The organism is Aquabacter albus, assembly GCF_040049275.1.
Classification (GTDB): Bacteria; Pseudomonadota; Alphaproteobacteria; order Rhizobiales; family Xanthobacteraceae; genus Aquabacter.
Window position 1 is genome coordinate 112,708 of the sequence record NZ_JBDZDT010000009.1, and the last position, 15,522, is coordinate 128,229.

The 15,522-nt window shown below is 68.6% G+C and carries 12 protein-coding genes; 6 read left to right on the forward strand and 6 right to left on the reverse strand.

Going from position 1 to position 15,522, the window contains the following annotated elements:
* Positions 1 to 54 precede the first annotated feature (54 nt).
* The 4 genes from ptsP to ABLE91_RS22795 all read left to right on the forward strand — a co-directional run bounded on the left by ptsP (position 55) and on the right by ABLE91_RS22795 (position 5,809).
* Positions 55 to 2,322 carry a phosphoenolpyruvate--protein phosphotransferase gene (gene ptsP, locus ABLE91_RS22780; RefSeq protein WP_348934568.1) on the forward strand — a complete coding sequence of 756 codons (2,268 nt, stop codon included), beginning with the start codon at positions 55 to 57 and terminating at the stop codon, positions 2,320 to 2,322.
* Positions 2,319 to 3,416: a peptide chain release factor 1 gene (prfA, locus tag ABLE91_RS22785; protein ID WP_348934569.1), complete on the forward strand. Its 1,098-nt coding sequence runs from the start codon at positions 2,319 to 2,321 to the stop codon at positions 3,414 to 3,416. The genes ptsP and prfA overlap by 4 nt, the downstream gene beginning before the upstream one ends.
* 11 nt (positions 3,417 to 3,427) lie before the next feature.
* Positions 3,428 to 4,279 carry a peptide chain release factor N(5)-glutamine methyltransferase gene (gene prmC / locus ABLE91_RS22790; RefSeq protein WP_348934570.1) on the forward strand — a complete coding sequence of 284 codons (852 nt, stop codon included), beginning with the start codon at positions 3,428 to 3,430 and terminating at the stop codon, positions 4,277 to 4,279.
* Between the two features lie 486 nt (positions 4,280 to 4,765).
* Positions 4,766 to 5,809, forward strand: a complete 1,044-nt coding sequence (locus ABLE91_RS22795) for a DUF4167 domain-containing protein (protein WP_348934572.1) — start codon at positions 4,766 to 4,768, stop codon at positions 5,807 to 5,809.
* Positions 5,810 to 6,124: 315 nt separating this feature from the next.
* On the opposite strand, the gene ABLE91_RS22800 is transcribed toward ABLE91_RS22795, so the two are convergent.
* From ABLE91_RS22800 to ABLE91_RS22825, 6 genes are all read right to left on the reverse strand, one after another.
* Positions 6,125 to 7,042 (reverse strand): LysR family transcriptional regulator, encoded by a 918-nt coding sequence (locus ABLE91_RS22800; protein ID WP_348934573.1) that lies wholly within the window; start codon positions 7,040 to 7,042, stop codon positions 6,125 to 6,127.
* A gap of 112 nt (positions 7,043 to 7,154) precedes the next feature.
* Positions 7,155 to 8,318: an MFS transporter gene (locus ABLE91_RS22805; protein ID WP_348934575.1), complete on the reverse strand. Its 1,164-nt coding sequence runs from the start codon at positions 8,316 to 8,318 to the stop codon at positions 7,155 to 7,157.
* 19 nt (positions 8,319 to 8,337) lie between these two features.
* Complete coding sequence (locus ABLE91_RS22810) at positions 8,338 to 9,099, reverse strand: sulfite exporter TauE/SafE family protein (protein WP_348934577.1); 762 nt, start codon at positions 9,097 to 9,099, stop codon at positions 8,338 to 8,340.
* Positions 9,100 to 9,413: 314 nt separating this feature from the next.
* Positions 9,414 to 9,857 carry a cupin domain-containing protein gene (locus ABLE91_RS22815; RefSeq protein ID WP_348934578.1) on the reverse strand — a complete coding sequence of 148 codons (444 nt, stop codon included), beginning with the start codon at positions 9,855 to 9,857 and terminating at the stop codon, positions 9,414 to 9,416.
* A gap of 20 nt (positions 9,858 to 9,877) precedes the next feature.
* Positions 9,878 to 11,122, reverse strand: coding sequence for an FAD binding domain-containing protein (locus tag ABLE91_RS22820; RefSeq protein WP_348934580.1), 1,245 nt, complete (start codon positions 11,120 to 11,122; stop codon positions 9,878 to 9,880).
* Between the two features lie 114 nt (positions 11,123 to 11,236).
* Complete coding sequence (locus tag ABLE91_RS22825; protein ID WP_348934582.1) at positions 11,237 to 11,941, reverse strand: TetR/AcrR family transcriptional regulator; 705 nt, start codon at positions 11,939 to 11,941, stop codon at positions 11,237 to 11,239.
* 126 nt (positions 11,942 to 12,067) lie between these two features.
* Between ABLE91_RS22825 and ku the strand changes: the two genes are divergently transcribed.
* Positions 12,068 to 12,931, forward strand: coding sequence for a non-homologous end joining protein Ku (gene ku, locus ABLE91_RS22830; RefSeq protein WP_348934584.1), 864 nt, complete (start codon positions 12,068 to 12,070; stop codon positions 12,929 to 12,931).
* A gap of 3 nt (positions 12,932 to 12,934) precedes the next feature.
* Positions 12,935 to 15,487: a DNA ligase D gene (gene ligD / locus ABLE91_RS22835; protein ID WP_348934585.1), complete on the forward strand. Its 2,553-nt coding sequence runs from the start codon at positions 12,935 to 12,937 to the stop codon at positions 15,485 to 15,487.
* The last annotated feature ends 35 nt before the right edge of the window (positions 15,488 to 15,522 follow it).

The window sequence follows — 15,522 nt, forward strand, 5'->3', positions numbered from 1 at the left end:
CCCGCAACCCACCCGGGTCAGCGGTCCCCGGGTACCTCATTAAGGATGCGGCCGATGCGTGGCGCGCTCGGCGGCCCCCGCGTTCTCCTGAGACGCCTCCGCGAAGTCATGGCGGAGCCGGTCAGCGCGCAGGACCGCCTGGACAAGATCGTTGTGCTTATCGCTGCCAACATGGTGGCGGAAGTCTGCTCGGTCTATGTGCTGCGCGTCGACCAGACTCTCGAGCTGTACGCAACGGAAGGCCTGAACCGGGACGCGGTCCACCAGACCGTGATGCGCGTGAGCGAGGGCCTTGTCGGCCACGTGGCGCGCGAGGCCGAGCCGGTCGCCATCTCCGACGCCCAGAACCATCCGGAATTCTCCTACCGGCCGGAGACGGGCGAAGAGATCTATAATTCCTTCCTCGGCGTGCCGGTGCTCCGCGGCGGCAATACCCTCGGCGTGCTGGTGGTGCAGAACCGCGCCCACCGCACCTATGCGGAAGAGGAGGTCGAGGCGCTCCAGACCACGGCCATGGTGCTGGCGGAGATGATCGCCTCTGGCGAGCTCACCGCCCTCGCCAAGCCCGGCGCCGAGCCGGCCGTCCGCCGGCCGGTGCATCTGTCCGGCATCCCCCTGGCCGACGGGCTCGGCCTCGGCCATGTGGTGCTGCACGAGCCGCGCATCGTCGTCACCAACGTCATCGCCGACGACGTGCAGCGCGAAACGGCCCGGCTGGACGCCGCCATCGGCAAGCTGCGCGCCTCCATCGACCTGCTGCTGGAGGATGACGGACTCTCCAAGGCGGGCGAGCACCGCGAGATTCTCGAAGCCTACCGCATGTTCGCCCACGACCGCGGCTGGATGCACAAGATGCGCGAGGCGGTGCTGACTGGCCTCACCGCCGAGGCGGCGGTGGAGCGCGTGCAGTCCGACACCCGCGCCCGCATCATGCGCGCCTCCGACCCTTATCTGCGCGAGCGGCTGCACGATCTGGACGACCTCGCCAACCGGCTGCTGAGGGAACTGACCGGCCGCGTGCGCTCCGCCGACCGCCTGGACCTGCCGGAGAATGCGGTCATCTTCGCCCGCAACATGAGCCCGGCGGCCCTGCTGGATTATGACCGCACCCGCGTGCGCGGCCTCGTACTGGAAGAGGGCGGCACCACCAGCCACGTCACCATCGTCGCCCGCGCGCTGGGCATCGCGGCTGTGGGGCAGGTGGAGAACGCCACCGGACTGGTGGAGCCCGGCGACCCGGTGATCGTGGACGGCCAGGCCGGCGAGGTGCATCTGCGCCCGCCGGGGGACGTGGAAGCCGCCTATGCCGAGAAGGCCCGCTTCCGTGCCCGCCGGCAGGCGCAATATGCCGCGCTGCGCGACAAGCCGGCGGTGACGAAGGACGGGGTCGCCATCGACCTCAACCTCAATGCCGGCCTCCTGGTGGACCTGCCGCACATCGCCGAGACGGGGGCGGCAGGCATCGGCCTGTTCCGCACCGAGCTCCAGTTCATGATCGCCTCCACTTTCCCGCGCATCTCCGAGCAGCTGAAGCTCTACCGCGCGGTGCTGGACGCAGCCGGCACCCGGCCGGTGACGTTCCGCACGCTGGATATCGGCGGCGACAAAGTGCTGCCGTACATGCGCACCGTGGAGGAAGAGAACCCGGCCCTCGGCTGGCGCGCCATCCGCCTCGGCCTCGATCGGCCCGGGCTTCTGCGCAGCCAGCTCCGCGCTCTGCTGCGGGCGGGCGCGGGACGCGAGCTGCGCATCATGTTCCCCATGGTGGCGGCGGCGAGCGAGTTCGACCAGGCGAAGGCCATCCTGGAGCGCGAACTGACCCATCTGCGCAAGCATGGCCACGGTCTGCCGGACCGGGTGTTCGTGGGCGCCATGGTGGAGGTGCCCTCGCTGCTGTTCCAGCTGGACGAGATCCTCTCCCGCGTGGACTTCCTCTCCGTGGGGTCCAACGACCTCGTGCAATTCCTGTTCGCGGCGGACCGGGGCAATGTGCGCGTCGCCGACCGCTTCGACCCCCTCTGCCCGCCAGCCCTGCGCGCCTTCCGCGCGGTGGCGGAGGCGGGCGAGCGCCACGGCAAGCCCGTGACCCTCTGCGGGGAGCTGGCCTCGCGGCCGCTGGAGGCGGTGGCGCTGGCCGCGGTGGGTTATCGCTCCCTCTCCCTCTCCCCTGCCGCCGTCGGCCCGGTGAAGGCCACCTTGCTCCAGCTCGACGTCAGCGCAGCCCGTGCGGTCTTGCTTCCCATGCTGGAGGATACCTCCGGCGTCAGCGACGTGCGCACCACGCTGCGCGCTTTTGCTGACATCAGCGGATTGCCCCTTTGAGCGACGACCCTCTTCTCTCGAAACTGCCCATCGCCAAGCTCGACCAGTTGGTTGCTCGCCATGCCGAGGTGGAGGCCCTCTTGGCCGCCGGCGCGGAGGGTGAGGAATATGTGCGTCTCGGCCGCGAATTCTCCGAGCTGACCCCTGTGGTGGAGGAGGTGCGCGCCTTGCGCGCCGCCGCCCGCGATCTCACCGAGACCCGCGAACTGCTCGACGATCCCGACACCGACGCCGACATGCGGGCGCTGGCGCTGAGCGAGGAGGAGCGCCTCGTCGCCGAGTTGGAGCGCCTGACCGCCGCCGTGCGGATCGCGCTCCTGCCCAAGGACGCCATGGATTCCCGCGGCGTCATCCTGGAAGTGCGCGCCGGCACGGGCGGCGACGAGGCCGCCTTGTTCGCGGGCGACCTGTTCCGCATGTATTCGCGCTATGCCGCCGAGCGGGGCTGGACGGTGGAGGTGCTCTCCGAGAGCGAGGGCACCATGGGCGGCTACAAAGAAGTGATCGCCGCGCTCCACGGCGCCGGCGCCTTCGCCCGGCTGAAGTTCGAATCCGGCGTCCACCGGGTGCAGCGCGTGCCCGCGACCGAGGGCTCCGGCCGCATCCACACCTCCGCCGCCACCGTGGCGGTGCTGCCCGAGGCGGAGGAGGTGGACGTGGACATCAATGAGAGCGACCTGCGCATCGACGTCTACCGTGCCCAGGGCGCCGGCGGCCAGCATGTGAACAAGACCGAGAGCGCGGTGCGCATCACCCACATCCCCACCGGCATCGTGGTGGCAGTGCAGGATGAGCGCTCCCAGCACCGCAACAAGGCCCGCGCCATGGCCATGCTGCGCTCGCGCATGGTGGACGAGGAGCGCCAGCGCTCGGAGGCTGGCCGTGCCGCCGACCGGCGCGGGCAAGTGGGCTCCGGCGACCGCTCCGAGCGCATCCGCACCTATAATTTCCCGCAAGGGCGCGTCACAGACCACCGCATCAATCTCACCCTCTACAAGCTGGAGGAAGTGATCGCGGGGCTGGCACTTGACGAGATCCTCGACGCGCTCATCACCGAGCACCAGGCGGAGCTGATGGCCTCCGCCGAAACGTGAGCCCCCGAGGGATGAGCGCCATATTCCGCTCCGCCCTGCGCCGGCAGATGGCGGTGCGGCTCACGGCGGCGGGCATCCCTGGCGCGGAGCTGGATGCGCGCCTCCTCCTCGCTCATGCCCTCCGGGAGGATGCAGGGGCGCTTCTTTCCGACGCGCCGGTCGCGGAAGAGGAGCGCCTGCGGGCCGAGGCCCTGCTGGCGCGGCGCCTCGCCGGCGAGCCTGTGGCGCGCATCCTGGGCGAGCGGGAATTCTGGAGCCTGCCCTTCCTCCTCTCGCCGGAGACCCTGGTGCCCCGGCCGGATACCGAGACGGTGGTCGAGGCAGCCCTGGCCCATATCGGCGACAGGCAGGCACAACTGAGCGTCCTCGATCTCGGCACGGGCTCCGGGGCGATCCTCGCCGCTTTGCTCGTGGAACTGCCGAAAGCGACCGGCGTGGGCGTGGACCGCTCTGAAGGCGCCGCCATCACGGCGCGCGACAATCTGGCGCGTCTGGGCTTAGGGGCGCGGGTGCTGGTGTTTTCGGGCCATTGGGCCGCCGCTTTGGCGGGGCCATTCGACCTCGTGGTCTCCAACCCGCCTTACATCCCGAGCGGCGATATCGGCGGGCTCGATGTCGAGGTGCGGCGGCACGATCCCCTGGCGGCGCTGGATGGCGGTACGGAAGGGCTTGATGCCTATGCCGCCATTGCCGCCGACCTGCCGCGGCTGCTGAAGACGGGGGGCATCGCCGTCCTGGAGCTGGGCATCGGGCAGGAGGCGGCGGTGACGGGGCTGCTACGGCACGCGGGCCTCACCGTGCCGCACCCCGCCCGACGGGACCTTGGCGGCATCCCCCGGGCGCTGGCCTGCGTGCGGCCGTAACGCTTTGGACACCGCACCGTCACGAAAAAATCGCTTGGAAGGGCGGGGCGAACTGGCTAGTGTCCTGTCCTAGGAGTCGAACCGATGCATTGGCCCATGGGGCAAAGTCCACAGGGCTGAAGCGCGCTCCCGAAATCTGAACAGATGCTTCGGGTGTGAGGAAAGGCGATGTGGTGGCGCGCCGAGACCGTGCCGCAATCTCCTTCACGGGACGAATGCATTACCAGTTTCTCGCGCGCACGCCCGGCGTGGCTGTGCGGAGGATGGGTTGGCTGGCCGCGCGGGTGCGCGGAGCGGGGCTCATGGGCAAACGGATCCTGATTCTTCAAGGTTTTGCTTCAACAGGCCTGGGGCGTTGCCCCCGGCCGTGAAAGACGGTCATCCGTCATATCTGTCCCCGGAAACGGCTGGCAGCCTCGGCTCCAGTCCATTGGTGCCGGGGGCGAAACGGTGGCGGTGCTGCCGAGCGAGTAGAGAACGATCCAGATGAGAAATGGTCAGCAGAAGCGCATGCGCGGCCGGCAGAACAACAACCGCCGTGGCTCGAACCCTTTGACGCGGGTGTACGAATCCAACGGTCCTGACGTGAAGGTGCGCGGCACCGCCCATCACATTGCCGAGAAGTACCAGCAGCTGGCCCGCGACGCCCAGTCCTCCGGCGACTATGTGGCGGCCGAGAACTATTACCAGCACGCCGAGCACTATCAGCGCCTCATCGCCTCCCTCCAGGCCCAGTTCGCACCCCAGCAGGGCTTCGGCCAGGGTGATGAGATGGACGAGGGCGAGGACGACGATGTCGGCGGCCTCGAGGCGCCGCAGCCGTATCAGCAGCCCTACCAGCAGCGCGAGCAGTTCCAGCAGCGCGACAATTATCAGCCCCGCGATCAGCGCCAGGCGCGCGACGATCGTGGCCAGCGTGACGACCGCGGCCAGCGCGATGACCGCCAGCCTCGGGACGATCGCGGTCCGCGCGAAGATCGCCCGCCGCGTGACGATCGCGGCCAGCGCGACAACCGCCAGAACGGCTATCAGCGCCGCAGCCGCGAGGAAGAGGGTGGCGAAGGCTACCAGCAGCCGCCCCGCGAATTCCGTGGCCGCGGCCGCGAGGACGATCAGGGGAATTACGCCCCTCGGCCGCCCCGCGAGGAGGAACAGGGCAATTATGCGCCCCGGCCGCCGCGCCCGCCTCGCGCGCCGCGTGAAGACCGCCCGCCCCGTGAGGAGCGCCAGCCTCGCGAGGAGCGCACTGAGCGTTTCCCCCGCGAGGAGGAAGCCCAGCTCGGCCTGCCGTCCTTCATCACCGGCAGCGCCCCGCGCCCCGAGCCGCGCGAGTTCATCGAGGAAGAGCGTCCGCAGGCCGTCGAGCCCGCAGCCCCCGTCCAGCCCGCGCCCGAGGGTGAAGAGGGGGGCGAGGAGCGCCTCGCCGGCACCCGCCGCCGCCGCAGCCGCTACCGTTCGCGCGCCGAGCGGCCCGAGGGGGGCGAGGAGGAAAGTGCCGCCCCCGTCGAGCAGCCGAGCTTCGGCGAGTGAACTTGGCGCAACGCCCCGCTTGAAGAGAAAAGGCCCCGCTCTGCGGGGCCTTTTTCTTTTGAGCATGACGCTCGCCCTCCTCCCCTGAGGGGAGGGTCGCAAAACTCAATGCGAGACGTCGAGCCGGTGCACCGTACTCCCTCTCCCAGAGGGGGAGAGGGTTGGGGTGAGGGGGAACCACCCTCCCCAGTCCTGAACAGCCGGAGCCCCCTCACCCGGCCGCTGCGCGGCCGACCTCTCCCCCTCGGGGAGAGGTGAGAACCCTTCCGGGACTCGGTCGGATATTGCAGCAGTCCCCAAAGCGGGAAGCACCGATCAAAAATACCCTTCCCAGAACTTGTTCAGCCGCTCCGCTTCCTCCCGCAACAGCTCCAGGAAAGCGGCGGCCGGCGGGGAGATGACATGACGCGAAGGCTCGATGAGGACGAGGTTGAGCGGCGCCACCGGATCGACGATGGGCTGGACCGAGAGCGGCAGCAGGTCGATGTCCGCCGCCAGCATGATGGCGGGAACCACCGTGCGCCAGTCGGACGAGGCGACGAAGTCCAGCGTGCCCATCATGGAATCCATCTCCAGCATGCGCTCCATCTGCACGCCGTTGGAGGCGATATAGGTCTCGATCAGCGTGCGGCGCGTATTGGCGATGGAGGGCAGCACCAGCTTCAGCGGGCCGAGGGAGGCCATGTGCACCGGCTTCAGGTGGGACGCCGGGTCCAGCCGGCTCACCAGCGTCTCATGGGTGGTGAGGAAATGCTGGGTCTTCAAGCCCGGCCGTCCGGGGATGGAGGGGACGATGGCGAAGTCCATCTCCCCGTTCAGCACGCTGTTGGTGAGGATGGGGCTGAACGCCTCCACCACGCGGATGGAGACGTTGGGATAATCCTTGATGAAGCGCCGCATGGCGGGGGCCAGCGTCACGCGCGTCATGGTGGGCATCAGCCCCACGGCGATGTCGCCGGAAACGCCGTGCCCGAACAGCATCATGGACTGGTGGGTGGCCTCGTGCAGCCGCAGCATCTCCACGCAGCGGCTATAATAGGCATCGCCCGCAGGGGTCGGCGTCACCCGGCCCTTCTCGCGAGAGAACAGGCGCACGCCGAACCGCTCCTCCAGCTTGCGGATATGCTGCGAGACGCCGGACTGGGTGCCGTGCTCGCGATGCGCCGCCGCGGTGAAGGAGCGTTCCTCATAGGCCGCCACGAACAGGCGGATTTCTCTCAAGCTTTCGGCCACGGCCGTCCCGTCCGGTTTTCTGGCGCTTCACGCCCGCCCCCGCGCCAAGCGGGCGGATGCTGCCTTTGCGCATAAGGTGGCATGCCGGCGCGGCGCAATGAAAGAGGCGGCTTCATCGGCCCTTCGGCTCCAGGAGATGGAGCGCGCCCGCCACAAGCGTCATCGCAAGCCCAATGCCCGAGACGAGGGACCAGCCGCCCACCACATAGGCCCAGGCGCCGACGGCCGAACCCACCGCGCCGCCGGAATAGAAGATGGTGTAGAAGAGGCCGTTGAGGCGGCTGCGCGCATCGCTTCCTAAGGTGAAGATCATGCGCTGGCTGATGACGAGGCTCGCCGCCACGCCGCAATCGATCAGCACGCTGGCGGCCACGAGGCAGGCCAGGCTCACGAAAGTTCCCGCCTCTCCGAAGAAGCTGAGCACGAAGGACAAAGCGGAGGCGGAGAGCGCGATGAGCGCGCCCGCAACGCTCCAGCCCCGGTCCGCCGCCCAGCCGGTGATGGGCGCGGCGACGGCGCCGGTCACGGCGATGAGCGCGAACAGGGCGACACCCCGCTGGCTCAGGCCATAGGCCGGGCTCAGCAGAAGCAGGGGGATGGCGGTCCAGAACAAGGTGAAGGCGCCGAACAGGAAGAACTGCACCACCGCCCGGCGCCGCAGCACGGGGTTTGCGCGGAACAGCTCCCGCATGGACCGCAGAAGGGTGCGATAGCGGAAGCCCGGCGGCGGCTGGCGCCTGGGCGCAAGGATGGACAGGCCCAGCGCCATCAGGGCCACGAGGCCGGCCGAGAGGAGGAAGATGGCGCGCCAGCCATAGGCGTCGGCAACCAGGCTGGAGAGGGGGCGGGCCGCCATCATGCCCATGATCAGGCCGGCGAGCACATTGCCCACGGTGCGCCCCCGCTCCTCCGGCGTCGCGAGGTGGGAGGCGAAGGGCACGATGACCTGCGCCACCGAGGCGCCGAGCCCGATCACCAAGGCCGCCGCGAGGAAAGTCGCCGCATTCTGCGCCAGCCCGGCGCACAGCAAGGCCACCGCCACCACCGAGAAGGCGCAGACGATGAGCCTGCGGTTCTCGAAGCGGTCCCCCAGCGGCACCACCAGCGCCATGCCGAGCCCGTAGCCCGCCTGCGTCACCGTCATGGCGAGCCCGGCGGCGGCGGGCGAGATGCCCAGCGCCGCGCTGATGGGGCCGAGCAGCGGCTGCGAATAATAGAGGTTTGCGACGGCGACACCGCCGGCCAGCGCCAGAAGGAGGGTGAGCCCGGAGCGCATCAGCCCGCCTTGTCCCGCCTCATGGGATGAGGCCCAGGCTGCTGCCCAGCAGCTTCGCGCCGGCGATCACGAGCATGAGATAGACGAAGGAGAACAGTCGCTCGCGATCCAGCCGGTCATGCAGCAGCTTGCCCAGATAGGCACCCACCGGGATCACCGGCACAAGCGCCGCCGAGTAGAGCAGCAGATGCGGCCTGGCGAAGGCGAGCCCTGCCAGCAGCGGCAGGCGGGTGATGTTGGCGATCATGAAGATGGCCGACATGGTGCCGGCATAGGTGGTCTTGGTGAGCTGCCGGCGCATCAGATAGATCGCCACCGGCGGCTGGCCGGCATTGGCGAGGAAGGTGGCGAACCCGCCCAGCGTGCCCCAGAAGAAGCCGCGCGGCGGGGAAACCCCCAGCGGCGGCCCCGGCTGCGACCGCACGATGAGATAGCGCAGCGCGAAGATGAGGATGGCGGCGCCGATGAGGGCGCCGGTGACGTCGCGCGGCAGGCCGGCGAATAGGAGCGCCCCTGCGATCATGCCCGAGAACACGCCGCCCGCCACCCAGGTCACGTCCGGGATGGACCAGGTGCGCGGCGGAAACACCTTGAGGGTGGCGATGTCCATGAGCGGCAGAAGCGGTGCCAGCACCACCGCTGCGTCCACGGGGTCCATCACCAGCGCCAGGACCGGGATGCCCACCACCGCGAGCCCGCCGCCGAAGGCGCCCTTGCAGAAGGCGATGAGGAACACCGCCACGAGGCCCGCGACGACGATCTGCGGTGCAAACTCTGTCATCCCAACCCCGTCCCGCGGCAGGCGCCCCAGCCCCGTGCCGCGCGCCGATCCGGCAATAGGCCCGCCGGATCGAAAAGCAAGCTTACCTTATGTTCGAGGCGACGCCTGGGGCAACATCAATGGCCGCAAGACGCGGCCTGAATGTTGCGACACGCCTGACGGCTCCCTCTCCCGCTTGCGGGGGAGGGCTGGGGAGGGGGCTCTTCAAGCAGGACACCGCATCCGGATCTGCGGTGAGCACCTTTTCCCCCTCCCTAACCCTCCCCCGCAAGCGGGAGAGGGAATGCCTAGGGGGGAGAGGGCTGAGAACCCGATCACGCCGCCTGGGTGAGGCCGTCCAGGACGGAGGGCGCCAGCGGCAGCGGAGCATTGGGGCTGTCGAGGAATTCCACCGTGGTGAAGACCATGTCGGCGGTGCCCCGGTTCTCCAGATCGTGGGTCATGAACTCCCCGGCCTTGAAGCCGAGATGCCGGGTCTCGCCGGGCTCGTAGGTGACGTCCACGATACGCCCGTCGCCATAATGGGAGCGGGCAGAGCCGCCGGTGAGGCAGGTCCAGAAATAGTCGAGAACATGGGTGTGGAAATCGATGCTCTCGCCGGGCTTCAGGGTCAGCGTCCAGACCCGCACCCGCTCGGTCTGGGAGACGAGGCGCGTGCCCACCTCGCCATTGCCGGCGCGGGCCTCAAAGCGGGCGCGCAGCGCCTCGGGCCATTGGGCGGGGGCCTTCGGCCAGTCGCGGATGACGTGCTTGTCCATGGTCTCGTCCTCCATCCTCGTCAGGCTGCGATGCCTGTATTGACCGCCGTCTCGGCCATGATGGCTTCGGGCTGCTTGTGGCGCTCGGCAGCGATGCGGTCTTCCTCGGTCGAAAGCTCCGCCTGCATATAGGCGCCGAGCTGGCGGGCCCGGCGCACCACGGCGGCGCCATAGGGACGGCGCTTGGCGTTGAAGGCCTCAAGGGCGGCCGGGATGTCGTCGATCTGGGACAGCACATCGGCCAGTGCCGCCGCATCGCCCGCCGCCTTGGTAACGCCCATGCCCACATGGGGCCGGGCCACGAAGGCGGCATCGCCCAGGATGACCGTGCGCCGGCCGAACACCATGTGGGGCGATGCGAGGTCCTGGATCACCTGGATGAAGGGCTGGTGCGTGCACTCCACCACCTCGGCGAACTGGGGAGCGAGCGTCTCCCGCGCCGTGTGCCGGAGCGCGGCGACGATCTCGGGGCGGATCTTGTTGGGCGGGATGGAAAGGGCGTGCTCCACCCCGTCCGTGTCGGTGAGGAGATCGCGCAGCACCGTCTCCGCCGGCGCCTGGCGATACCAGACGAAGTTGAAGCGGCGCTGGCCGCGCTCCATGGCCTCGTTCTCACCCGCCACGGGATAGCCGAGCATCTGCTCGCCGGGAGGAAGGGAGAAGGCGAAATAGTCCACCAGCTCCTCGCGGGTCTTCGCGGAGAGGTCCGTCTCCGCCACGAGGCCGCGCCAGGCGATATAGCCAACATAAGAGGGCGCTACATCAGGCGCGAACTGCGCCCGCACGGTGGAGAAGATGCCGTCCGCGCCGACGAGAAGGTCGCCTTCCGCCGTGCTGCCATCCTCGAAATGGGCGATCACGCGATCGGCCTGCTCCTCCACGCGGGCAAGGTTGCGGCCGTGGTGATAGTGCTGTGTCGGCAAAGCCTCCCGCAGCAGGCCGTAGAGATGGCCCCAGGAGGTGACGATCTGCTCCAGGCGCAGCTCGCCGGTGAGCGCGCCTTCACGGGAGAAGACCCGGCGGCCGGAGACGAACACGCCGACCCGCGCCGCCTCGCTGTCCACCCCGCACGCCTTCAGGATCTCGAAGAGTTCCGCATGGGTGACGATACCGGCCCCGCGCCCGGACAGCTCCGAGCCGATGCGTTCATAGACATGCACGTCCCAGCCGGCGCGGCGCAGGCTGAGGGCGGTGAACAATCCCGCCATGGACCCGCCGATGATGAGCGCCCGCCTGGGCGTCGCGGCAGCGCCGGACAACGCCATCCTCGCCTCCTTCAGCCGTGCGGCGCACGGCGCTTCCTCCGTGGCCACCGCCTTCATGGGGCGGCTCGACCATATTGATCGCTTGATAAAACATCCTCCCGCAGGGGCGATGCGTCAAGTGTTATTTATCAGTTGATCAATATCTTTCTTCCGACGCCGCGGGGGCTTCGGCGGGACGAGGGTGGCGAACGCCTCGGGCGCGCCTTTCAGGAAGGACCGCACCCGCAGCGCCATGTCGGCATCGAGGTCCGCGGGCAGCGGCATGCCGTAGATGAAGCGGCGAACGCCCATATAGAAGATGGAGGCGTGCAGGCCCCAGACCAATTCCACCTCGCCCTCATGGATGGGCTCGTCCAGGGGCAGCCCGCGCTCGTGGCGCACCTCCTTCACAACAAGGTCGAAGGCGGTGCCGCGGAGGAAGGCGAGGTAGCGAGCGTTGAAATCGAGGCCCTTCAGGCCCGCGAACATGAATAGGCGCACCCATTCATAGGTCAGCAGCACCCGCGCATAATCCTGGTAGAAGCGCGTGAGCCGCGTCTCCAGGGGCACGGAGCGGTCCTTCAGCGCCGGCTCCCAGTCCGGGTTCCAGGGATGGACGTAGACCTCCTCATAGACCCGGTCCAGCAGCGCTTCCTTGGAGGGGAAATAGCGGTAGAGCAAAGGCTGGGTGATGCCGATGCGCGCCGCAAGATCACGGGTCGAGCCGTCGAAGCCATGCTCGGCGAAGAACGCAATGGCGGCTTTGACGATGGCCTCCTCCCGCGCCTTCGGATCGAGGCGGCGTTTCTCGGCCGTGCTGCGGCTTGCCGTTGGGGGCAATTGTGGCGCTCCTTCTTTGCCTTCCGGCATAGCATTGCGCTCGCCGGACGGGAACCGGGCCGAAGGTTGGAACGACCCACGCCACTGGGCGTTTCGATTCCCTGTGAATTTGGTCGGAGAAGCGCCGTGGCACCGCGCGCCACCTGGAAAGGGTTCCTGAAGGTCGCCGAGCTGTCCTGCGCGGTCGGGCTCTATACGGCCGTCTCCGCCGCCCACCGCATTTCCTTCCGCACCGTGGACCGCACCAGCGGCCATGCCGTGCGCCGCCGCTTCGTGGACGAGGAGACCGGCGACGTGGTGGAGCGGGAAGACCAGGTGAAGGGCTACCAGACCGGCTCCGGCGACCACATCCTGATCGAGCCGGAAGAAGTGGCGGCAACCGTTCCCGAAAGCGACAAGACCCTTTCCGTGGCGGGCTTTCTCCCGTGCGGCAAGGTGGATACGGTCTATCTCGACCAGCCCTATTTCCTCGCCCCCGTGGATGCGGTCTCCGCCAAGGTGTTCGCGGTGATCCGCGCCGGCATGGCGGCGAAGGGCGTGGCGGCGCTGGCGGAAGCGGTGCTGTTCCGACGCTCCCGCATGCTGCTGCTGAACGCCCATGAAGGCGGCATGATCGCCACCACGCTCCATTTCGACCACGAGGTGCGGGCGGAGGACGAAAGCTTCAGCGGCATCAAGGACATCAAGGTCGAGGGCGAGATGCTGGAGCTGGCCACCCACATCATCGACACCAAGCGCGGCGCCGTGGACCCGCATGAGTTCGAGGACCGCTACGAGGCGGCCCTGACGGAGCTGGTGAAGCTGAAGCTCGAAGGCAAGCCCATCAAGCCCCGCAAGGCGCCGGCCCGCGCCAATGTGGTGGACCTGATGGACGCCCTGCGGCAGAGCGCCGGCAAGGCCGGGAAGCCGGCCGCGAAGAAGACTGCCGCCGGGAAGCCCGCCGCAAAGAAACCCGCCACCAGGGCCACCACCCGCCGCAAAGCCAGCTAGCCCATGGCCCTTGAACGCTACAACGCCAAGCGCGACTTCACCCGCACCCGCGAGCCCCGCGGCGAGGCCGACCGCAGCACCGGCGGCGATTCCTATGTCATCCAGAAGCACGACGCGACGCGGCTGCATTACGACCTCCGCCTGGAGCTGAACGGCGTGCTCCTGAGCTGGGCGGTTACGCGCGGTCCGAGCCTCGTGCCCGGCGAAAAGCGCCTCGCCGTGCATGTGGAGGACCACCCGCTGGCCTATGGCGGGTTCGAGGGCACCATTCCCAAGGGCGAATATGGCGGCGGCACCGTCATTGTCTGGGACCGGGGCACCTGGACGCCCATCGGGGACCCGAAGAAGGGCCTCTCGAAGGGCCATTTGGAATTCACGCTGCACGGCGAGAAGCTCACCGGCCGCTGGCATCTGGTGCGCCTGAAAGGCAAGCCCGGCGAGAAGCGGGAGAATTGGCTGCTCATCAAGGGCGAGGACGCCGCCGCGCGCGCCGAGGACGAGCCCGACATCCTGGAAGAGCGGCCGGAATCCGTGAAGACCGGACGGCTCATCGCCGATGTGGAGCATGAGGCGCCCGGCTGGTCATCCAAGACCGGGCCTATCAAACGAAACGGCAAGGCCGCGCCGAAAGAGCGTCCCGCCAAGCGGGCGAAAGCCGGGCCGGCCATCGACCCTTCCAAGATCAAGGGCGCGAAGAAAGCACCGCTGCCGGACTTCGTCCCGCCCATCCTCGCAACCCGCATGCAGGCCGCCCCGGAAGGCGCGCAATGGCTGCACGAGATCAAGTTCGACGGCTATCGCCTCCAGCCGCGCATTGAGGATGGCCGCGTGCAGCTCATCACCCGGGGCGGCCTCGACTGGACGTCTCGCTTCGGCACCGCGGTCTCCGACGCGCTCCAGGCCCTGCCCTTGGAAACCTCCCTCATGGATGGCGAACTGGTGGTGGAGGACGGCACCGGCGCATCGAACTTCTCCACGCTCCAGGCGGACCTCTCCGAGGGCCGGAAGGACCGCTTTGTTCTTTACCTGTTCGATCTCCTCTATCTCGACGGCTATGATCTGCGCGCAAGCCCCCTCATCGCCCGCAAGGAGGCGCTCGCCGCGCTTCTCGCCGGCGCCTCCGGCCTGCTGCGCCTCAGCGTGCATTTCGAGGAGAACGGCGCGCTGGTCCAACAGCATGCCTGCCGGCTGGGCCTGGAAGGCGTCGTCTCCAAGCGGCGGGAGTCGCCCTATCGCTCGGGCCGCGCGAAGGATTGGGTGAAGAGCCGCTGCAACGAGCGCCAGGAGATGGTGATCGCCGGCTATGTCCCCTCCTCCACCGGCCGCGACGCCATCGGCTCCCTGGTGCTCGGCTATTACGAGGATGGCGCCTTCACCCATGCAGGCCGGGTCGGCACCGGCTTCTCGCGCAAGACCGCCCACGATCTGATGCAGATGCTCCAGCCCTTGCGGCGCAAGACCAGCCCCTTCAAGGCGCGCCTTTCCGCCGAGGCGGCGCGCGACGCCGTGTTCGTGGAGCCGAAGCTGGTGGCGGAAGTGGAGTTCCGCGGCTGGACGGCGGACGACAACCTGCGCCACACTTCCTTCCGCGGCCTGCGCGAGGACAAGGACCCGCGCGAGGTGGTCCGCGAGACCAGGGAAAAGGCCATGGCCCCCGCACCCCGCAGCAAGGTGAAGCTCAGCCACCCCGACCGCATCTATTGGCCCGATGCCGGCGTCACCAAAGCGGGCCTCGCGGACTATTATGCCGAGGTGTGGCGGCTCATCAGCCCCTTCATCGTTAACCGGCCCCTGGCGCTGGTGCGATGCCCGGAAGGCATTACGGGCCAATGCTTCTTCCAGAAGCATGTCTGGCGCGGCGCCAGCAAGTCCATCCGCCTTGCAGAGGACCCGAAGGAAAAGGTCGGCGACCCGCTCATCACGGTCGCCGACCTCGACGGGCTCATCGGCCTCGTCCAGGCGGGGGTGCTGGAGATCCACCCCTGGGGATCGACCCTCGGCGCGCTGGAGCAGCCGGATCAGGTGATCTTCGATCTCGACCCGGGCGAGGGCGTGACGTGGCCCAACGTCATCAACGCTGCGTTCGAGGTGCGCGCCCGGCTGACCGCGCTCGGGCTTGAGAGCTTCGTGAAGACCTCCGGCGGCAAGGGCCTGCACGTGGTCGCGCCCCTGAAGCCGCAGGCGGACTGGGACGCGGTGAAGCCGTTCAGCAAATGGGTGGCGGATGAGATGGCGAAGGATGCGCCGGACCGCTTCATCGCCGTGGTGTCCAAAGCGAAGCGCCAGGGCAAGATCCTGGTGGATTATCTGCGAAACGGGCGCGGCAACACGGCGGTCGCCCCCTATTCCACCCGCTCCCGACCCGGCGCCCCGGTCTCCATGCCCCTCGCCTGGGAAGAGCTGTCGCCGGAGATCGGCGCGGCGCATTTCACGGTGCTGAACGCCGTGGCGCGGCTCTCAAATCTGGAGAGCGACCCGTGGGCGGATTTCCGCAAAGCCGCAAAGCCGCTGCCGGAGTATGGCGGGGTGAAGAAAGCGCGCGGGAAGGCGAAATGACCGGCCGCCGCTTTCCCCTCCCCCTCGAGTCGTTC